Source organism: Mucilaginibacter sp. P4_E8, from assembly GCF_056401495.1.
In genome coordinates this window covers 74,760-95,586 of sequence record NZ_JBFUJG010000001.1, presented here as the reverse complement: position 1 = coordinate 95,586, position 20,827 = coordinate 74,760, and the positions used below count along the sequence as shown (strand labels likewise).

Below are 20,827 nucleotides of genomic sequence, written 5' to 3'. Positions count from 1 at the left end.
ATGCGACATATACACATACTTTCACTCCATACAGACATTTTTTAACGATGGTCTAACCCTCAACTTTGTGCCATTAATTAAAAGAAAACACTTTAAATAATCACAACAATTAATGCTCATCAGTATGAAAATGTCAATAAAAACCAATACGATACTGCTAATTTTTCAATTTTCAATAGGATTAGTAGCACTCACCTCATGCGGGGGAAGGCCGGCAGCCGGTGGCCCTGGTGCAGGGGCCCCCGGAGGGCCGACCGGCCCTGCACCTTATAAATCGGCAGAAGTATATGCGGGCCCGGCCACCATTTTTTACAGCTTCCCTGCCACTATTGAAGGCGAACAGAATGTTGAAATACGCCCTAAAGTTGATGGCTTTATCCAGAAAATATTTGTAGATGAAGGTGCAACCGTGCATAAAGGCCAGCCACTGTTTGAATTACGAAATCCGCAATACGAAGCCGCTGTAAGAAGCGCTGCTGCAGCTGTTAAGATTGCAGAAGCTGACGTTCAGACTGCCGAAATGGACGTAGAAAAGGTAAGGCCCCTGGTAGAAAGAAAGATCATAAGCGATTATGAGCTAAAATCAAAGCAGTATACCTTAAATTCTAAAAAAGCTTCTTTGGCATCGGCGCAAGCGGATCTGGTTAACGCTAAAGTAAATGTTGGTTATACCTATTTAATAAGCCCGTCTAACGGCGTTATCGGAAGCATACCCTATAAAGTTGGCAGTTTGGTAAGCAGTACATCGGCAAACCCTTTGACCACGGTTTACAACACCAATAATATTTATGTATACTTTTCTTTAAATGAAAAACAACTGCTTGAATTTTCAAGAACAGTAAAAGGCACAACTATTAAAGAAAAACTGGCCACCATGGCCGATGTATCACTAATACTGGCTGATGGCACGGCGTATCCGGCAAAAGGAAGGGTTGTTACTGCGAGCGGCCTGATCAGTACCGAAACCGGGTCAGTAAGTTTCCGCGCTAATTTCCCTAATACACTTGGGTTGATACGCAGCGGCAGCAGTGCTACCATTAAAATACCCGTTAACATAGAAAATGCCCTGCTTATCCCTCAAAATGCCACTTATGATATGCAGGGTCAAAAATTTGTGTATACCCTAAGCGGTAAGGACAGTACCGTAAATACCGGGATACGTGTATCTGCAAACCCTATAGGGAATTTATATGTAGTAGAAAGCGGCCTGAAAAAGGGTGATAAGCTTGTAGTAGAAGGTGTAGGTAACTTAAAGCCGGGCATGGCTATTAAACCGCTGCCTGCTAATACCGACAGCCTGTACGCAGCTGCCGGCAAACCTGTAACTACAACTACCAGCCATAAGTAGGTCAATTTACCGTCATGGTTCACTCAAAACTATAAAATATCATGCTTAAAATATTCATCAAAAGACCGGTCTTATCTACCGTTATATCGGTAATCATAGTAATACTGGGCGTATTGGCCTATTTAGGCCTGCCGGTTACCCAATACCCCGAAATTGCCCCGCCCACTGTTAAAGTATCGGCTACTTATACGGGTGCCGGTGCAGATGTAATTCAAAGAAACGTTATTGTACCGCTCGAAGAGCAGATCAACGGGGTAGAAGGAATGACCTACATGACATCTACAGCCACCAATGATGGTGATGCTACCATAACGGTGTACTTTAAATTAGGTACAAACGCCGATATTAACGCTGTAAATGTGCAGAACAGGGTTCAACGCGCAACTAATTTACTGCCTGCTGAGGTAACCAAAGCAGGTGTTACGGTGGATAAACAACAAAGCAGTAACCTGTTGATCTTCGCCCTTAAAAGTGATAATCCGTCGTACGACCAAACATTTTTAAGCAATTATGCCAACATCAACCTGATACCGGAAATTAAACGGATAAATGGCGTAGGCAGCGTGGTTTCATTTGGTACCAAAGATTATTCGATGCGCGTTTGGCTTAAGCCTGATGTCATGGCTACCTACGGTTTAACTCCTGCTGATGTGAATAGCGCCCTTGCAGAACAAAACTTTGATGCTGCACCGGGTAAATTCGGCGAAAACAGTAACCAGGTTTTTCAATACACTATTAAGTATACCGGCCGGTTGTTGGATACCGCGCAGTTTGGCAATATTATTATGCGTGCCAAAACCAACGGCCAGTTATTACGCTTAAGGGATATTGCAAGGCTGGAAATGGGCTCGCTCACCTATTCATCAACCATGAATACAGATGATCAGCCCGCAACGGTTATTTCCATAAGCCAAACCGCGGGCTCCAATGCCCAGGCTATTATTAAAGATGCTATAGCCACCCTGGATAAAGCTTCAACATCTTTTCCTAAAGGGATAAGTTATGTGCCCTTGCTGAATGCGAATGATTTTTTAAGTGCATCTATAGAAAAAGTGGTTCATACTTTAATAGAAGCCTATATTTTGGTTTTTATTGTCGTTTTTATATTTCTACAGGATTTTCGCTCTACCCTGATACCCGGTGTATCCGTATTAGTATCTATCATCGGTACGTTTGCCTGCCTCAGCCTGTTTGGCTTTACCATTAACCTGCTCACGCTTTTTGCCCTGGTGCTGGCCATTGGTATTGTGGTAGATGATGCCATCGTTATAGTTGAAGCAGTGCATGCCAAGCTTGATGAGGGTTATCAATCGGCATACGATGCGTCTGTTGATGCCATGAGCGAACTGGGTGGAACTATTGTAGCTATTACATTGGTTATGGCCGCTGTGTTTATACCGGTTTCTTTTATCAGTGGTAGTTCGGGTGTATTTTTTAAACAGTTTGGTTTAACACTGGCTTCGGCAATTGTCATTTCGGCTATCAATGCCCTAACACTAAGCCCGGCATTGTGCGCTTTGTTTTTAAAACCGCATGAAGAGCATGACGGAACCCGGAAAAGCCTGCTGCAAAGGTTTTATACCGCTTTTAATGCCGGCTTTGATGCCCTAAAAGGTAAATACCAAAAGTCGATAGGCTTCTTAAGCCGCAAAAAATGGATCGTTCCATCTTCAGTAGTTTTATTTACGGTGTTACTCGTTTTCTTTATGAAAACATCGCCGGGCGGTTTTGTGCCCAACGAAGATCAGGGTACCATTTTCGCCGATATCAGTTTACCTCCGGGTACATCTCTTGAAAAAACCATGGAGGTTGCCAATATGGTAGATAACATGGCTAAAAAAATACCGGTAGTTGCCAACCGGGCAAAAATAACCGGGCAAAGCATTATTAACGGCACCGGCAGTAACTTTGGCTTGCTGGTGTTTAAATTAAAGCCATGGGACGAAAGAAAGGGTGTAAAAGTTGATGATGTAATTGGCCAGTTGTTTGGTATGACAGCCGGGATAAAAGATGCCAGGATCATTTTCTTTGCACCGCCTACTGTGCCCGGCTTTGGTAATTCAAGCGGTTTTACCATTGAATTGCAGGATAAAACAGGCGGCAGTATAGAAAACTTCAGCAAAGTAGCCGGCGGCTTCCTGGGAGCAATAAACCAACGCCCCGAAATTTTATACGGCGCTACAGGATTCAATCCCAACTACCCCCAATATTTGATGAATATCAATGTAGCCAAAACAAAAGAAGCCGGCATTTTAACCAGCGATCTGATGGCAACCATGCAGGGGTATTACGGTGGTATTTATGCTTCTAACTTTAACCAGTTTGGCAAACAATACCGGGTCATGGTACAGGCCGATGCTAAATACCGGAGTAATTCACAAAGCCTGAATAATATTTATGTCAGAAATTCTGCCGGTAACATGGCACCTGTATCAGAATTTGTTACGCTTACCTCAGTTAACGGGCCGCAAAGTTTATCAAGATTCAACCTGTACAACAATATATCTGTAATTGGCAGTCCAAAACCTGGCTTCAGCAGTGGCGATGCACTTACCGCTGTGCGGGAAACCGCGGCTAAAACCCTGCCTCCCGGTTATAGCTTTGACTACTCGGGCCTATCACGGGAAGAGGTAAAATCAGGCGGACAAACGGTTTTCATCTATATTCTTTGCATCGTATTCGTGTTCTTTTTGCTGAGCGCGCTTTATGAAAGTTACATTATACCGTTTGCTGTACTATTCTCGCTGCCTGTAGGCTTGTTTGGCACTTACCTCTTCGCTAAAATCATGGGCATAGATAATAATATATATATGCAAATATCTGTGGTGATGCTGATTGGCTTGCTCGCTAAAAATGCCATCCTGATCGTAGAGTATGCCGTTGCAAGACGAGAGAAAGGGATGACCATCGTTGCCGCCGCAATTGAGGCTGCCACTGCACGTTTGCGCCCGATACTAATGACATCGCTTGCCTTCATCGTAGGCTTATTGCCGCTCATGCTGTCATCGGGTGTTGGAGCTGCCGGTAACCGCTCCATTGGCACCGGCGCCGTAGGCGGGATGCTGGTAGGAACCATATTTGGTGTATTTATTATCCCGGTTCTGTATATCATTTTTCAAACATTACAGGAAAAATTCGGCAGAAAAAACAAGCATGGTGAGGCAACCGAAAGGCCCCATCCGGCAACACCCGCATTGAATTAACGATCATTAATTATTTAAACACAACATGTTTATGAACTTAAAATATTTTACCCGTACAGCTGCTGTAATTGCAGCGGCTGTACTGCTATTGCCTGCCTGTAAACTAAGGCAGGCTTATACACGCCCCGACGCTAAAACAGATAGCCTGTACCGTTCAGCACATACCTCAGATACAACCACCATCGCCAATTTATCCTGGAAACAAATGTTTAAGGATGCCCAATTACAGACTTTGATACAGGAAGGTATTACCAATAACTACGATTTGAAAATAGCCGTTGCCCGTATCAAACAAGCTGATGCCAATTTGCGCCAGGCTAAAGCGGCGTTTTTGCCAACCTTAAGTGTTGGCCCGCAATACACCAAACAAAAAGTTGCAGCTACACAGGGTGGAAATCTCGGTTTTACACCAGAAAATGTTTACGCGGTAACAGGCAATGCCAGTTGGGAAATAGATGTATGGGGTAAATTAAACAGTGCCAAAAAAGGGTCGCTTGCCTTGCTTTTACAGAGCTATGCCTATCAGCGCGCTGTGCAAACCAAACTGATTGCCGATATCGCCACCAATTATTATAACCTTTTGGCTTACGATAAACAATTGGCTATAACCCAGCAAACGGTAGCAAACCGTAAAGAAGATGTAGAAACAAATAAAGCATTAAAAATAGCTAACCGTGTAAATGAGGCATCGGTTGCGCAAAGTGAAGCCAACCGTTACGCTGCCGAAGTTACCATACCCGACCTGCAGAATAATATTCGCCAAACTGAAAATGCCTTATGTGTTTTGTTAGGAAGGCATCCGGGCCCGGTGGAAAGAAACGCGCTTGATGCGCAGCAGGTAGATACCACATTACAAACCGGTGTGCCTGCACAATTGCTCAGCAATCGCCCCGATGTACAGCAGGCAGAGTACAATGTCAGGTACTACTTTGAGCAGATCAATGTAGCACGCGCTTACTTTTATCCTTCATTGAGTATTACTGCACAGGGCGGCTGGCAGTCATCAACCGCCGGCGATCTGTTTAAAAGCGCCACCATTTTTGGCAATGTTATAGGGAACCTGACCCAGCCCATATTTAATAAAGGCCTTAACAAACAGCGGCTGCAGCTTGCCAAAGCGCAATATGAAGAGAATGTAGCAACATTTCAGCAAACCGTGCTGGATGCCGGTCGTGAGGTTTCTGACGCTTTATACAGCTACAAGACAGTTGAAGATAAAGCCTTAACCCGTAAGCTGCAATTGGATGCCTGGTTCAGGTCTGTGGATTACAACCGCGAACTGCTTAAAAACGGCTACGTAACCTATACCGATGTGTTAACCTCAGAGCAGGGTTATTTATCCGCGCAGTTAAGCAGTGTAAACGACAGGTTGCAACAGCTTACATCATTAGTAACGCTGTACAGAAGCTTAGGTGGCGGATGGAAATAGGCTTGGTATAGAATAAGCCTTGTTGGGGAGCTCAAATTAATTGCTTAAAACACTTTGTTATGAAACAAGAACATTATTTAACTTCTGCAGAAGGATGCCGGTACATCAATATGTCTGAGAACCTGCGCCGCTGCCTGGAAATAAAGCTTGATGAACTTTACAAAAACCGCGAATTCGGTGGATATCTCAACATACGGTATGCTAAGCACACGCTAACAGACGAGGTGTTAGTAAGCGTTGTAATAGGAAAACCCTTTAATGACGAGGTATTTGCCGGGCGTATTTGCCGGGCTGTAAAAACCTGGTATGGCTTGTATTATGATGACCGCAGATCTGTACTTGAAAAGTTCCTTTACTACTGTAAGCTTTGTATTCAATATAAAGGCATCCCCGGCGAAGCTAATTTTCCATTCATTTTCACCAGGGTTTTGGTAAACGAATTTACAACAGAGTTGAGCGATGTAAAATGGTCCCTGCTGGCAAGTTATCACCAGCAGGGATTTTCGGCAAAAGATCATTAAACCGGCTTTTGGATTTATGGACAATACCTGAAATTAATTTTATGGAGACTTCAAAAAAAATAGCAGATAAAGCGCATTCCCTTTTTATCCGTTACGGTATCCGCAGCATTAGCATGGATGACATTGCTGCTGATTTAGGCATCAGTAAGAAAACCATTTATCAGTTTTACTCCAATAAAGATTCATTAGTCGAGGCACTAGTAGATAAAGCAACGGACAAGCACATTTTTCGCTGTAAGACTCTTATGGCAAAAAGCGACGATGCCATTATTGAACTGTATTTTTTACTGGGATATGCCAGAGAGTTCTATAATATACTAAACCCTGCCATCATTCACGATCTCGAAAAAAACCATCAATTCGCCTATAAAAAGTTAAAGGATCATAAGGAGGTATTCCTTCATCAAACCCTCAAAGCAAGTATAGAACGCGGCATTAAAATGGATTTATATCGTGATGATTTTGATATCAATTTAATAACCAGGTTTTTCATCGAAAGTTTAGCCCTTTTATTAGATCCCGGAATATTCCCCACAACACATCATACTGAACCTAAACAGTCAGAGGAGTTGTTTGCCTATCTCATAAATGGGATAGTGACCACAACTGGAATGGAGGTCGTTAATGCCTATAAAAACCAAAAGGGCATTATGCGTTTAAGTACGTATGAAAACGGCCCGTTTTGGGACCATTAGTTATTCAGACATAACTGTGTATAATCGTATGCCTCAGAACGGTTTTTAGCCTTGTTGGCGATCGCTTTACGGATCAGTTCGACGGCAGGGTTATTCTTATTGGAATACCTGCGCGTTTTACTTGTTACGACCCTACCCCCCGAGTGGTTGACTTCACACAAACATAGCCGCAATGCGGTTATTATTACTCCATTGGATGAAGTTTTATAACGCCATTCAATTTGCCGCTTGGGAAAACGCTGGATTGCAGGTTTTTTGTGCTAAACATTCGGTAGCTTAGTATCATCATTGTCATGCAAGTTTTTAAAGTATTTATTATTCTATGTATTATATATTGCGGTAAAGCGATTGCACAGGACGGTTATTCTTGGACTCCTCAACGCTAACAGGAACATAATCAAGCAATGGCACAGATGCAGCAGGAACGGTTGCAGCAACAGCAAGCCATGCAACAACAGCAGATGGAACAACAACGTCAGCAGGAAATGATGCGGATGAATCAGTATCAACAAATGTTGCAACAACAGCAAGAATTCGCACGTCAACAACAGCAAGCTTCTTCTTCGGCAATCCTTTACAAAAGCATCTTGAAGATAAAACCCCAGTTGCTTCGTTTTGAATAAAGACATTGTTGTACTCAAAATAGTTTCCGAAAAGCCCAGGTCCCGGTAAAACCTTCTTGACAGGTTAAACCTTTTTCCCCGATAAAAGGCCTTATTGATATAGCACTTTGTTACTGCTGATAAATAACGATAATCACGCCAGTTGTTGAAGCGGCACTATCCACCAGGCGAAGCCTGGTCAATGCGTCATATAAAATCAACAAGAGGCATGGCGATAAAGTTTTAGAAAACAGACACCAAATATCGCGGCTTAAATCGGCATTCGTATCTTTACACCTACCATGGCAAAATTATTCATTGTCGGTTTTCCGAAGGACATACAGGAAATCGAACTGGTCGAGCTATTCAGCATACACGGAACGGTCAATACCGTCACGATCATTACGGACAAAAACACCGACGAAAGCAAAGGTTACGCCTTTATCACCATGACCGACAATGCCGGTGCCGAAAGAGCCATTCAGGCCCTTGACGGTGCAACTCTCGATGACCGGACGATCAGCGTCCGGTTCGCAGAAGAAAAACAACCGATTCATCCTGCCCCAAATCCGCCCCCGCAGCAACAAAGCCGGACGGCTTCGCCGCGCCGCGATAACCGTACCGAAGCGCCGAGGCCCAAACGCCCGCGCCGCCCCTCATAACGAAGGCACCTGTCCCATTAGTTAGAAACAAAGCGGTTTTAATACATTCTATCGGGTGTAAATTGCGTTTTGTCGTCAAGTCGGCTTTTATTTTTTGCACCCATGATTAAAAGCCATAAACAAGTACCTATTTATCCAAGGCTTGCAGGCAACCTTATGTATGATGAAATTCCAATTTTTGAATAATTGGGAATCAGCGCTTCTTTTTTACCTATAGAAATACTTTCTTCCTTTTGAGCATTTACACAAAAAGAGAGCAGCAATAAAACTGATGATATAACTATTGATCTCATAATCGAACTAGTTTTGGGTTTCATCTACATATTCAAGAATATCAGCAGGCTGACAATTAAGCGCTTTACATATAGCCTCTAAAGTGCTAAAACGTATGGCTTTTGCTTTTCCGGTCTTTAAAATGGATAGGTTAGAAAGATTCAGCTCAACCTTTTCTGATAGCTCGTTAAGCGACATCTTTCGCTTTGCCATCATGACATCCAAATTTACAATGATGGGCATAGTTATACCGTTAAATCGTTTTCGTTTTGGATATCTACTCCTTTTTTGAAAATTGTCGCGATAATATAGATTACAGCTCCCATCAAAATAAATGCTTGACTGTCTGCCCAAAATTGGTTTAAGTTGTCGGTTTTAAAACCGTGATGCATTAAATTTTTAGCTAACTGTCTGGCAATGTAACTTAACAGTCCAATTGAAAGGGCGTAATAACTGATGTGTGAAATTTGTCTCGCAACAAAAGTGTTGAACGGTTTTGATAAATCCATTGTGTGCATTAGCCTGATAACTGTGTAAAACAGGCACGCTTTTAAAACTGAAATGGTTAAAATAAAACTATAGATACCGAAAAAGGCCAATCTACTGTCTTTATACATTTCAGTTAAGTCCAACTTTTGATAAAGATTGTGGACAAAATCAGGCTTATACAGACTGAAAAAGAAATTGACGATTAAGCCTCCTGCTTCAATGCTCAAGCCGACAAAAATAAGCCAAGCCACAACATATAGGCCCCAAAATACGAAGTTGTTTGTTTTTGACATCATCTTAAAGTTTATTTTTGGGTAAATATAATAAATATTTAGCGATAAACAATAAAATTATTGTGAAATACAAGAAATTCTTTTTAAGTATCAATCCAGCACTGGCTTAAAATTCCAATAGGCTGACCTAAAATTGTGTTTTTAAAGTTGGCCTACTATTTATAAAACAACAGATCATGAAAAAAGTAATCTTATGCATTTTGATCATGCTGGCCACGACCAGCATGAAAGCTTTGGCGCAAACCGGCGACCAGGCTACAAAACCCGTTAAAATAGGCGATGAATGGCAGATGCCTAAAGATGTGCTCCTGCGCGCCAAAAACTTCTCAAAAGGCCTGCAAAAGTCCCTTGGACTGGATGACGCAACTACGAAAAAAGTTTTCAATGCCTACCTGGGGAATACCAAATCCGTAGACGAAATCCGTATGGGACAGGGTTCTGAAAAAGAAAAGAAAGCTGCCCTGGCAGCTAACCAGGCGGAGTTTGATCAAACGCTGAAAAACATCCTCTCGCCCGCCCAGTTTGCGCAATATATCAAATCCAGGAAAAAGGATCCATCGCCGTCGCAAAAGTAGCCGGGTAGCCGGCTTTTCTGAAAATCATATCGACTGAGTAAACTGCTACCTGCGCTGCCGCTGGGTTTGTATGGTGGTTATGTAACCGACAGGTACAAAGGCGTAAAATGCTATGATCATACATCGTGGTTACCATGAGACTATATTTTTGCAAATCAGAGGCTAAATAGTGCTTTGAGTAGTATGATTCTTCCTGGAAGGGCATATGAACTATTGGTCAGCGTATTCATATACACTGTGCTTCATCCTTCTGAATCAACATTTAACTTAAAGACGAGGCGTTATACCCGAAAAACTTTTTAAAAGCATCCGAGAAATGGGACAGGCTTTCAAATCCTACTTCATTAAAAACGGCAACCGGCGGCTGATGCTGTTCCTTGATCAGGAAATGTGCGCGTTCAAGTCTTCGTTTCTTGATCCAACGCTCGGGCGTATCATTAAACACTTTTTTGAAATCACGCTTAAATGTTGCAAGGCTACGACCGCTTAACCGTGCAAACTGGGCCATGGGTACATTGTAAAGGTAGTTTTGCCCCATAAACGCTTCAATGTCAATCTTGAAAGGCTCGCTAAAGTCAAACAACATATTTTTTAACCGTGAGTTGTGGCGCAATACCAGCTCAATCGCTTCACGCGTTTTTATTTCGGCCATAGTTGCTGTCAATGGTAAATCCGACTTAAAATAAGGAATTACGGAGTCAAAATAACCTTTCAGGAACATGTCGTGGCTCATATTGATCACGGGTTCACCTACATAAAGGCCATCCGTGATCACATCCGTCTGGCCGCTGTATTTTCGTAACGAGCCCTGATCAAAGAAAATATTCAGCGACTGGAAAGGGGTGCCATCCGCAGCAGGAATTTTAACCGATTTCAATAACAGGTTTTTGCGCAGCAGTCCTATTGATCCGGGCCCATGAGTAAAGGTAACACCGCTATGGTAAAAGGTGATTTCACCGGTAATGACGTAAGATAAGACATGGTCGTGCACAATTGCCTCACCATCCCTTTTTCTTGCTGCGCTGCAACTATATAATATATTGTGTTGTAATTCGTCGCTGGTCATGTATTCAAAGATATGCCTTTACACCATTGTTATTTCATCTGGCTCATAATCATCTTGTCGAACATAGAGTCACTCAACCATTTTTTTGCACCTAATATCATCCCGGCCATGTAGCCTTTGGCATAACGTGGTTTAGGCGATTTAACTTCTATTGAACTTTTGATCAATTCTGCTATTACTATCGGTTCTACATTATTTACCTCCGATTTGGCAAAAACGCTTTTTGCTTTTCTGGTCAGGTCGGCGTAAGCCGTATGCCCTGACGTTTTTTCGGCACTGTCAAACGCTATGCCTCCCCATTCTGTTTTTACACCGCCCGGCTCAATAATGATCACATCTACGCCAAATGGTTTCACTTCCAGGCGCAGGCTATCGCTAAGCCCCTCTACCGCAAATTTGCTGGCGTGATACCAGCCGCCCAGCGGTGTAGCCATTTTGCCGCCAATGGATGTGATATTTACAATTTTACCAAAATGCTGCTCTCGCATGTGCGGCAATACCAGCTGGCATAGCCGGGCCAGGCCGATTACATTTACTTCAAGCTGATACCGGGCATCTTCCATGGCTACATCTTCAACAGTACCATAGGAACCGAACCCGGCACTGTTGACCAGCACGTCGATACGGCCTTGTTCAGCAACGATCTGATCCACTGCTTTAACCATTGATACATCATTGGCTACGTCCATCGTAAGGGTTTTAATCCCCATATCCCTGAGCCGGGCCATTTTATCAGTACGGCGTGCAGCGCCGTAAACCGTATAGCCACTTTGGGCTAATAAGCTGGCAGTGGCCGCGCCGATACCGGCTGACGCGCCGGTTACTAATGCTACTTTTTTCATATTTTTATTGATTGATAATTTAATTTTATTGATTCATATATTTTTTTCTGAACCAGCAGTGTTTCGCATTTACACCATTAGCCTGGATCAGGTCAGAGTTATAATAATCCGGTACTTTCTTTTTCTTATTGTTAGGATAAACCGGTGTAGTTTCATTGGTCAATGCCAGGTTTTGCAAATCGTCTGGAGTGTTAAGGTTTACCGAATCCCTAACTAAAACGGCGGTTCCAACCGGTGCAGACAAGGCCTCTAAACTGTCGCGCATTGTGATAATCGGCGGCAGGGTATTTGCATTAGGCTTGTGATTGCCAACCTGTGGTTCAATAGGCGTTTGCTGAGTTTTTACATGCTGCTGTGTATCGTTATGACTTTCTTGTACATTGGTGTTACCCTTTTGCTCAGTTGCAGATTGAATGGTGTGATAATACAGTTCGTTAAACCGCATAGAATAGAATTCGAACAGAGAGAGGAAAATGGCTAAAACTACTGTTCCAATACCTGCGCCAATCCAAAATGGTTTCCTGATTAATAGGGAAAGTATCACGCCGCTCAATCCCAATATGCCCCAAAAAATGCGGATACCATGCCAGCCGCGATGTGTCTTTTCCGTTTTTATCTTTTCCTGTTTTAAGAAATCGGTCGGACTTTTTTTATAAAGCTCTATTTTTCCAGGTGTCGCTTTTTTAGTGTAGATATTATCTGCCAAGCCTCCTATGCCCATCAGTAAGCCGAATAAAAACATTGGTACAGCGAAACCTTTAAGCAACGATAACGGGCTGGCCCATTTCCAAAGCACTAATCCTCCAATTAGCAAAAGCCCGCCGATAACAGCAGCCCAGAAACCATGCCTGGCTTCGCCGTGATAGTAATCGATGATGGTTTGCAATAAATTCATGATCATATTCTTTTGGTAAGGCAAAGATCGGTGGAAAGCTCATAGCCAATTTTTCCGAAAGGCTCAAATTACTTTCACCAAAAGCTCAATAAAATTACTTGTATAAGATGTAAGCATCTGACATCTGCAAAATATGTATCCGATATTCAGCAGTTTGTATAACTCATTAACAGGCCGTTGCAGATAGTTTTGCGTCAAATATTAACGACATGAAATCTAAAGTAATTTTAATAACAGGCGCATCCCGGGGATTGGGTAAAATGTGGGCCGAAGCCTTTTTGAAACGCGGAGACAAGGTGATCGCTACTGCCCGAAATACGGAGGCCTTACAGGATCTGGTGAGTGCCTACGGAGAATTGATCTTACCTGTTCAGTTGAATGTAAATGACCGGGAGCAATGTTTTGCCGTTGTTAAGCAGGCTAACGAACATTTTGGCGGAATAGATGTGCTAATCAATAATGCAGGTTACGGTCTATTTGGGGCTATCGAGGAAACCAGCGAGCAAGAAGCCAGGGATCAAATGGAAACAAATGTATTTGGTTTGCTATGGATGACCCAGGCAATTATCCCCGTTATGCGGGAACAAGGAAAGGGGCATATCCTGCAAATTTCAAGTGTGTTGGGCATTGCGGCCTCACCGATCTTAGGCATCTATGCCGCTTCGAAATGGGCAATGGAAGGGTTAAGCGAAAGCCTCGCAGCTGAAGTTAAAGGTTTTGGTATCCATGTCACCATTGTGGAGCCTAATGCATTCGGCACGGACTGGAGCGGCGATTCAGCTGTAAGAACAACCTCCATAGCGCATTATGATGATATCAAGAAAGCATTGCAGGGTTATTTCAAACCTGAGACAATCGGTATTCCGGAAGCTACGGTGCCAGCTATTTTAAAATTAGTGGACAGCCACGAACCGCCTTTGCGTTTACTTTTGGGAAAAATTGGTTTACCGCGGGTACAGCAGGTTTATTCAGACAGGCTGGCGGTTTGGGAATCCTGGAAGGATGTTTCAATTGCGGCTCACGGTCATTAATAAATCATGAATTTAAATAATACGGCATCCAATACACGGATGCTGTATCTTTACTATTACTATAATGGAATATTATAAAAGTTTAAGCGAACTGCATAGAGCCAAAGGCTGGTCTTTACCGGAAAGTCCTTTGCTAAGCTTGATCACCTGTGAAGATAATTGCCCGGTTGCCAAAGATGCAGCCCGCAATGAATATACAACGGCGTTTTATACCATTGCGTTTAAAAAAGTATTGTCAGGTGATCTGAACTATGGCAGGACAAAGTATGATCACGAAAATGGTTCGCTCATTTTTCTTAAACCCGGCCAGATCGTAGACTTCAAAAATATCAAACTCGAAGGGACCGGATTTACCATCATGTTTCACCCGGATTTTCTGAATGGCGAACTGCTGCATCAAGTCATTAAGAAATGCAGTTTTTTTGATTATGAAACCAATGAGGCACTGCACATCTCACCGCGCGAGGAAGAAATTATGTGGGAGCTATTCCGCAAAATAGAAACGGAATACAACAACAACCAGGATGAGTATAGTAAACCGATCATTCTCGGGCATATCGAATCTATGCTGAAATATGCACAGCGTTTTTATAAGCGGCAGTTCCTGAACCGGGCGGAGCTTTCCGGTAAAATTGTTTCCAGGTTCAATGAAGCGATCCGTCAGTATTTTGAGGATGGTGCATTACAGGCCGATGGGTTGCCGACAGTAGCGGCAATTGCAGCGCAGCTAAACATGTCGCCCCACTATCTCAGTGACCTTTTAAGGCAGGAAACCGGAAAATCCGCCATCGACCATATTCATCACTATCTGATCTYAGAAGCAAAGAACCTGCTGATCGGTGCAGATTTGACCGTAGCACAGATTGCCTATCGGCTTGGATTCGAAAATCCACCATACTTTTCCCGTCTTTTCAAAAAGGGAACCGGTTTCAGTCCCGTTGCTTTCCGTAAACACAGCGAAAATTAAAGTATATAATCCCCTAAGGTTTTGATTACCAGCAAAAGCCCGGCACTGGGGTATTGATACTTCCAGGCTCGGGCGACATTTTTACATTAGTTATGTAAACCTTTTTTCTTAAGATAGCTCAATAATTCTTTTGGTCTGTCAGTCTGAATAATGGTTGCCCCGTGAGCGATCAGCCAATCCCAGCTATCTTTGGTGTTACCCAAATCAATAGCCGTATCATCGTCGTGTCCCGCATTCAGACTCGCCCAAAGCGAATTGATCCATATTTTTGATCCCTTATGGTTGATTAAGATATGATTTGCTAAAACAGCTGATGTATCTTTCTTAAAATTAAGTTCAAAGGCTACAGGTTTTATGTGCTGCTGGTAATCACTGATTGTTTGCATGGCATGTGGTTTATCCAGGTCAACAACGGCCATGAAAGTGATGCTATCTATAATGGAAGGATACCTGTCCTTTACCTGACCATAAACCGCATCTGTTTTAAAAACAGCTTGTTTTAAGGTGCCGGTATTTTTAAGTATCTGGTAAGCTTCATTATAATAATCGTAACTTTTATCCAGGTTGATCAGTACTTTACCTTTAACCAGCAGCATAACTTCCTCCAGGGTGGGTATAGTGTGACTGCCAATGCGGCCTATGCCATCTCTTAAATGAAATTTTTTCAACTCTGTTATGGTGTAGTCGCCTGGCTTACCTTTGCCATCGGTGGTACGGTCAATGGTCTGGTCGTGCATAATCACGATCACACCGTCGCTGGTTTTATTCAGGTCCAATTCGATGATATCAACCCCCATTTTTATGGCATTCTTAAATGCTTGCAGGGAGTTTTCGGGCGCATTGCGCCAGTCACCCCGGTGCGCGGTTACCATAACCTGATGCGTTGATGGATCGTGTAGCTGGCTAACTAAGCTGTCTATCCGGCTCGTTTTTTGCGCGTTTGCCGGCTGACTGAGTATGATGAAAAGAAATGCGGGAATGATGTGATGATAATTTTTCATTTTTTATTATTAATTAGCTTTGTGTACAGTAAAAGGCCCGAATATATTTTTTACGCTTAAAGTTAAACTTCTGTCATCCAGTACATAGACCAGGTATTTTTCGCCTCCGTTCAATACACGGATCAGTATATGGCCTTCCAGACTTTTAAAAGCTTTTTCGATCCAGAAACCCATATAGGTTTTGGTTTCCTGCTGCATGTAGGTATTAAAAACTTTGATACTATCTCCATCTGGCTTTTTTTGAGCGAGGCGAAAGGCCACTTCCTGTCCCGGCTGATCGGAGCACCAGCTTTGTTCCACCACGGTTCCGGGCGATAAGGTTGCTAAAAACCTGTCATTACTGGCATCCCGGTTACCATGGTGGTTAAGGGACATGGCCTCAACATGGCCTACTACTTTGGCCATCGGGGTTTCTACATCTTTTCTTCCCGGATAACGTTCACCCTCATACCCGGTATTATCGCCTCCGGTATAATAGGTAAAAGGCCCGTAGCTGATCCTGATGGCATTGCTCAAGGGGTTTTCATTGAATTTTCCATTTTCCAGGAATTGCGCTTTGCTTAGATAAGCCGTTGCCTTATTGCCAGTACCCGACCAGATGCTACCATTTGATTTGATATTACGAACGGAGAAGTTTGGATATTCCGGCTGGTTAAACAGCAGCTTCACCTGTTGATCACTACCCGCGATCAGGGCTGCCGCTTTCATTCCCTGATGGGCTTGCTGGTCGGTTATAAAGGCAAGATAGTTTTGAAACGTCCTGTTGTTTTTATAATACTTTTTGAGATCAACCGGGTAATCATAAGCGGGATAACCTCTGTCGATCATGTTGCTAATGGGGATCAGGTTCCAGACATCGGTCATGCCCGATAACCGGTAAGCTCCATCAAAAGCAACGGGACTATTTTCTTCAATATTGCCGTAATGATCCCCATGAAAATGGGTGATCAGGGCGTAATCAATAGCCGGTTTCCTGTTCTGCGGCATCACTTGCCGGATATAGGCCGCGATCCACTGGCCCGGCCTTAAGGAATCATTGGGAAATGCAGGAGATACCTTAAGCGGATAGTTAGCTTTCTCAAATTCAGCAGCGTTCATATCTCCCGCATCGATCAGCATCGTGGTACCGTCCGGCATGACTATAAAACTTGCGTTTCCCCTGCCGGTATTGATAAAGTGGATATCCAGCTGCCCTTTTTGCCATGGTGGCAATCCCCGGTTTATGAATCTTTTTTGTCCATTAGCAGTAAAAAGGGTTAGAGCCAAGATTAGTAATACAGTTAATTTCATCACTTCATTATTAAGCCCTGACAGGCAATTTGTTTAATGATATTTAAATCGTTCCTCTATTTAACTTCAGGGAATGCCGTGATCCTTAACCTTGCACCTCCCATGGGTACCAGGGTTAGCGGCGTAAGCGCCTCGTCCGTTTTTACGGGGCTTGGGGGCAGTAACCCGCAGAGGCCATACTGGTCGATTACCCAGCCGGGAATCTTTTTACCTTTAACGTTCAATTCGATTGGTGCGTTCGTATTGGTAAAAGGGTTATCATCTTTTGGCCACGGTCTTTTTATCACTTCAATCGAATTTCCGGGCTGTCCTTTATCTAAAACTAAACCATAATTCCAGGGGGATGCGGGATGGATTTCATAAGAAGGCCATTTTTCAGGGTTGGCACCGGCTTGCCAGCGCGAATCACGTGTAGCTGTAGCCGTGCTCTGTTTTTTAAGGTATTGTTCCTCAATTTTCAAAGAGTAGGTTAGCGGCCCATAATTGATGCTGACACTGTTTTTATTATTTTCCCACTGCCTTAGTCCTACCTGCATCGGTAAGAGAAGGGTTAGTTTATCGCCGTTTTTCCAGGAATTGGTTATTTTAATATAATCACCGGTTGTCGTGTTTGTTGTTATAACGACACCGTTAACTTTCACGGATGCAGTTTTGCACCAAGCACGCACCCGAAGGTATAAGGGAAAGTTTACCGGTTTGGGTGTACTCACCCTGAAATCCACCTGGTCATCAAAAGGATAATGCGTCGTCTCGGTGATCTTTACAGCCGTACGGTTCCCTACTTTGGCATTCACTTCTCCCTGCGTGTATAACTGTGCTGCAATACCATTATCTGGCGTAGCCATCCAGCTATTTTCCGCATAGTAGACCCATCCTGCGGCGTGATTATGCTGACAGCACCGGCTGCTGAAAGGGTTCATCATCAAAAATGGTCCGTTATTATCCATGCCGGGATGGTGATTTTCGCCATCGCTTCTAATCATATTTGGTGCGGTTAAATAACGTAACGATTTGTAGTCAGGCATAAAAGCCGCGGGAAAGGTGTTGAATGCGATGTCCTCGCAATTTTCGGCCCAGAAAGGATCGCCGGTAATACCCAGTAACATTTGGTCTGATGTCATTTGCTCTACCATGCCACAGGTCTCCACCGCCTGTCGTGGGTCGTTATAACCTTTGCGGGCATTTTCATCAGCAGCAAACATCCCTCCAGGCATTTGCCCGTAAAGGTTTCGGATGAAACTAAAATCCTGATAAGTTGCTTCCAGATCTTTTGCATTATGACTCTGCAGGTAAAATGTGGCCGGCTCCCGGAAACCCTGTGCAATATTGACATTGTGCCAGTTGGGCAGGTTGTTCGCCTGTCGCCAGTCGGCGGTATTTTTATCTATTTTTGCAGCCAATTCAAGCAAGAACTTATCTCCGGTACGGTTGTAGAGCCAGTACACACTGCTGAGGTTATCGCCACCCCTGCTCTTTTCCCAGTAATCTTCTAAAAACTGGTCATCGGGCACGGATAATTCATATTTAAAATACCGGGTCATAAAAGGCAGGACCCGGGTATCACCGGAATATTCATAGTAGGATTGCAGGCACCATAACATGGGCATATTGGTCCACAGGTCACGGTTGCCATTTTTTTTACGGTCAGGGCCAAAATCACCGTTGTCGCGCTGGTTGTTTAATACCGCGTCGATCCAAAAGTTGGCCTCGGCTATCATTTTTTGATCACCCAGTATATAGCCTATATTTGCATAGCCTTTAAGCCAGTAAGGTAATTCTTCCCAGCCATATTCCCCTTTTCCTTCCTTATTCAGCCATGCATTATTTGTTTTGGAAAGCCAGATACTTATTTCCCCTAAATTGCCCGTAAGGCCATCCCGCTGCAGTTGCAGCATTTTTTTTAACCAGCCGCCTGCTTTGATACTGCCAACCGGCAACTTCATAAAATAGGCGTGTGCCAAAGGCGCGCGGTTATTTACATAATGGGTATTTAAGGGCTGATTGTTTATTTTGGTCACCCATACTGCTTTCGCAGATTGGGCCATGGCAGTACCAGTATAAAAGCTCATCCCTGTTGCAAAAAGGACGAGGGCTAATATGATCCGGTAGGATTTTATTTTCATATTTCTTTTAATAGTATGGTTCAACTGTTGACATTGTTTCCCATCTGGATAGCCAGAGTCATCAGATATAATGATTTATGAAGCAGGTTACCCTTTGAGGATAACCCGCTAAAAATTAATATCCCGGATTTTGCTTGATCGCAGGATCTGTATTTACCTGTGATTGCGGAACGGGCATCAGTAAGCTATGCGGGTCAATAGTGATTAGGATGTTATTATCCTTAAACCATTGGTTCATAACGGAAACAGCCGTCCCTGTGCGGAGCAGGTCAAACCAGCGATGGCCTTCGCCAACCAGTTCCAGCCTTCTTTCCAACACTATGGCATCGCGCAGGCCAGGCTGACCGACAGCAGCGGTGCCGGCTAAGCCGGCCCTGGTCCTGATCATATTGAGATAGGTAGCTGACTGTGTGGTATTGCCCAACTCGTTTTCCGCTTCCGCGAGCATCAGCAGCACATCAGCGTATCGTAAGACCACGAAATCGCTCGGCCCGTCGGTGATCACCGTACTTGGCGGGGCACTAAGCTTACTGTTAAACGGAGCACCTGTAGACGTCAGGGTTACATAAACCCCTTTACGCAAATCGTTGGCCGCGTACAAATTATATAAGCTTAACGTGGGCAGATTATGGCCTTTGGCACCGCTGACAGTGGCAGACGGGCTAAATTGCTGATACATGAGGCTACCTTCGGAATTTCCGTTAATGCCGGAAGTGAACTGAACAGAAAAGATGATCTCCTTATTGTTTTCATTACTAACCGCAAACACATCCTGTACCTTTGGTAATAAGACATGTTTACCGGAATTGACAACGGTTAACAGTTGTGTTTTGGCATTGGCATAATCCTTTAGGGTAAGAAAAACCTTTCCTAATAAAGCTTCCGCAGCGGTTTTGATCACGCGGCCCGGCTGCGTTGGAGCGTCGGGTAAAAACCCGATCGCTGCTGTCAGATCCACTTTGATCTGGTCGTAAACTTTCGCCGCAGGTTGCCTGCCCTGACCAAAGAGTTTATTAGGGTCTGTCGTTTCCGTTATAACCAGGGGAACATCCCCGTATAACCTGACCAGGTTAAAATAAAGCAATGCCCTGATAAATAGCATTTCTCCTTTGCGCGATTGTTTTAAAGCTGCATCTGAATAGGTAATTTCATCTACCCTGTTTAAAACTACATTCGCTTTTTGAATAGCCTGATAGGAATCCCTCCAGGTCGTTTCAATAACGTCGTTAGCGGGTATGATCGCGAACTGATCCAGCTGGCCGTAATTCCCATTGTCATTGGAAGGAACCTGGTCATAGGTATTGTCTGAGGGTATTTCGGCAAATGCCGGCAGGTATAAACTATACAGGCCAGTCGACTGAAGATTGCTATAAACCGAATTAACATACTCCTCGACCTCGGTTTGGTTGGTCAGAAACTTGCTGATATCTTTGGAAGTAGAAGGATTCTGATAAAGCTCCTTTTTGCATGATGCAGCGCTAAAACATATTACTGCTATGATGATGATAAATTTTGTTTTCAT

At 43.6% G+C, this 20,827-nt stretch carries 20 protein-coding genes; 10 read left to right on the top strand and 10 right to left on the bottom strand.

Annotated features, from left to right (window positions below):
• Positions 1–124 precede the first annotated feature (124 nt).
• The 7 genes from AC1DRQ_RS00495 to AC1DRQ_RS00465 all read left to right on the top strand — a co-directional run bounded on the left by AC1DRQ_RS00495 (position 125) and on the right by AC1DRQ_RS00465 (position 8,460).
• Complete coding sequence (locus AC1DRQ_RS00495; protein ID WP_477421595.1) at positions 125–1,348, top strand: efflux RND transporter periplasmic adaptor subunit; 1,224 nt, start codon at positions 125–127, stop codon at positions 1,346–1,348.
• Positions 1,349–1,389: 41 nt separating this feature from the next.
• Entirely contained in the window at positions 1,390–4,551 is a 3,162-nt protein-coding gene (locus AC1DRQ_RS00490) for an efflux RND transporter permease subunit (RefSeq protein WP_477421594.1), read from the top strand.
• A gap of 31 nt (positions 4,552–4,582) precedes the next feature.
• Positions 4,583–5,980, top strand: a complete 1,398-nt coding sequence (locus tag AC1DRQ_RS00485) for an efflux transporter outer membrane subunit (protein ID WP_477421592.1) — start codon at positions 4,583–4,585, stop codon at positions 5,978–5,980.
• 59 nt (positions 5,981–6,039) lie between these two features.
• A complete protein-coding gene (locus AC1DRQ_RS00480; protein WP_477421590.1) occupies positions 6,040–6,501 on the top strand; it encodes a hypothetical protein in 462 nt (153 codons plus the stop codon).
• A gap of 41 nt (positions 6,502–6,542) precedes the next feature.
• Positions 6,543–7,196, top strand: a complete 654-nt coding sequence (locus AC1DRQ_RS00475) for a TetR/AcrR family transcriptional regulator (protein ID WP_477421589.1) — start codon at positions 6,543–6,545, stop codon at positions 7,194–7,196.
• A gap of 404 nt (positions 7,197–7,600) precedes the next feature.
• Positions 7,601–7,819 (top strand): hypothetical protein, encoded by a 219-nt coding sequence (locus AC1DRQ_RS00470; protein ID WP_477421587.1) that lies wholly within the window; start codon positions 7,601–7,603, stop codon positions 7,817–7,819.
• Between the two features lie 281 nt (positions 7,820–8,100).
• The gene (locus AC1DRQ_RS00465) at positions 8,101–8,460 is read left to right on the top strand and encodes an RNA recognition motif domain-containing protein (protein ID WP_477421586.1); all 360 of its coding nucleotides are present in this window, start codon (positions 8,101–8,103) and stop codon (positions 8,458–8,460) included.
• A gap of 131 nt (positions 8,461–8,591) precedes the next feature.
• On the opposite strand, the gene AC1DRQ_RS00460 is transcribed toward AC1DRQ_RS00465, so the two are convergent.
• Genes AC1DRQ_RS00460 through AC1DRQ_RS00450 form a run of 3 tightly spaced genes read right to left on the bottom strand, consistent with a single transcriptional unit; the run spans position 8,592 to position 9,518 of the window.
• On the bottom strand, positions 8,592–8,753 hold the full coding sequence (locus tag AC1DRQ_RS00460) for a hypothetical protein (protein ID WP_477421584.1): 162 nt from the start codon (positions 8,751–8,753) through the stop codon (positions 8,592–8,594).
• A gap of 7 nt (positions 8,754–8,760) precedes the next feature.
• Entirely contained in the window at positions 8,761–8,976 is a 216-nt protein-coding gene (locus AC1DRQ_RS00455) for a helix-turn-helix domain-containing protein (RefSeq protein WP_477421582.1), read from the bottom strand.
• A gap of 2 nt (positions 8,977–8,978) precedes the next feature.
• Positions 8,979–9,518, bottom strand: a complete 540-nt coding sequence (locus AC1DRQ_RS00450) for a DUF2975 domain-containing protein (RefSeq protein WP_477421581.1) — start codon at positions 9,516–9,518, stop codon at positions 8,979–8,981.
• A gap of 173 nt (positions 9,519–9,691) precedes the next feature.
• Between AC1DRQ_RS00450 and AC1DRQ_RS00445 the strand changes: the two genes are divergently transcribed.
• Positions 9,692–10,090, top strand: coding sequence for a hypothetical protein (locus AC1DRQ_RS00445; RefSeq protein ID WP_477421580.1), 399 nt, complete (start codon positions 9,692–9,694; stop codon positions 10,088–10,090).
• A 262-nt stretch (positions 10,091–10,352) separates the two neighbouring features.
• On the opposite strand, the gene AC1DRQ_RS00440 is transcribed toward AC1DRQ_RS00445, so the two are convergent.
• The 3 genes from AC1DRQ_RS00440 to AC1DRQ_RS00430 are packed head-to-tail and all read right to left on the bottom strand — an operon-like array spanning position 10,353 to position 12,893.
• The gene (locus tag AC1DRQ_RS00440) at positions 10,353–11,156 is read right to left on the bottom strand and encodes a helix-turn-helix domain-containing protein (protein ID WP_477421579.1); all 804 of its coding nucleotides are present in this window, start codon (positions 11,154–11,156) and stop codon (positions 10,353–10,355) included.
• 29 nt (positions 11,157–11,185) lie between these two features.
• On the bottom strand, positions 11,186–11,998 hold the full coding sequence (locus tag AC1DRQ_RS00435) for an oxidoreductase (protein WP_477421578.1): 813 nt from the start codon (positions 11,996–11,998) through the stop codon (positions 11,186–11,188).
• Between the two features lie 25 nt (positions 11,999–12,023).
• On the bottom strand, positions 12,024–12,893 hold the full coding sequence (locus tag AC1DRQ_RS00430; RefSeq protein WP_477421576.1) for a hypothetical protein: 870 nt from the start codon (positions 12,891–12,893) through the stop codon (positions 12,024–12,026).
• Positions 12,894–13,102: 209 nt separating this feature from the next.
• On the opposite strand from AC1DRQ_RS00430, the gene AC1DRQ_RS00425 reads away from it, so the two are divergent.
• Both AC1DRQ_RS00425 and AC1DRQ_RS00420 read left to right on the top strand, forming a co-directional pair.
• Positions 13,103–13,924 (top strand): SDR family NAD(P)-dependent oxidoreductase, encoded by an 822-nt coding sequence (locus AC1DRQ_RS00425; protein WP_477421574.1) that lies wholly within the window; start codon positions 13,103–13,105, stop codon positions 13,922–13,924.
• A 64-nt stretch (positions 13,925–13,988) separates the two neighbouring features.
• On the top strand, positions 13,989–14,891 hold the full coding sequence (locus AC1DRQ_RS00420) for a helix-turn-helix domain-containing protein (protein ID WP_477421573.1): 903 nt from the start codon (positions 13,989–13,991) through the stop codon (positions 14,889–14,891).
• Positions 14,892–14,977: 86 nt separating this feature from the next.
• Here AC1DRQ_RS00420 and AC1DRQ_RS00415 read toward each other — a convergent pair whose 3' ends face one another.
• The 4 genes from AC1DRQ_RS00415 to AC1DRQ_RS00400 form a co-directional block, all read right to left on the bottom strand.
• Positions 14,978–15,892, bottom strand: coding sequence for a glycerophosphodiester phosphodiesterase family protein (locus AC1DRQ_RS00415; RefSeq protein WP_477421571.1), 915 nt, complete (start codon positions 15,890–15,892; stop codon positions 14,978–14,980).
• A gap of 9 nt (positions 15,893–15,901) precedes the next feature.
• Positions 15,902–17,158, bottom strand: coding sequence for an MBL fold metallo-hydrolase (locus AC1DRQ_RS00410; protein WP_477421569.1), 1,257 nt, complete (start codon positions 17,156–17,158; stop codon positions 15,902–15,904).
• An 80-nt stretch (positions 17,159–17,238) separates the two neighbouring features.
• A complete protein-coding gene (locus tag AC1DRQ_RS00405) occupies positions 17,239–19,305 on the bottom strand; it encodes a beta-L-arabinofuranosidase domain-containing protein (protein ID WP_477421567.1) in 2,067 nt (688 codons plus the stop codon).
• Between the two features lie 115 nt (positions 19,306–19,420).
• Positions 19,421–20,827: a RagB/SusD family nutrient uptake outer membrane protein gene (locus AC1DRQ_RS00400; RefSeq protein WP_477421565.1), complete on the bottom strand. Its 1,407-nt coding sequence runs from the start codon at positions 20,825–20,827 to the stop codon at positions 19,421–19,423.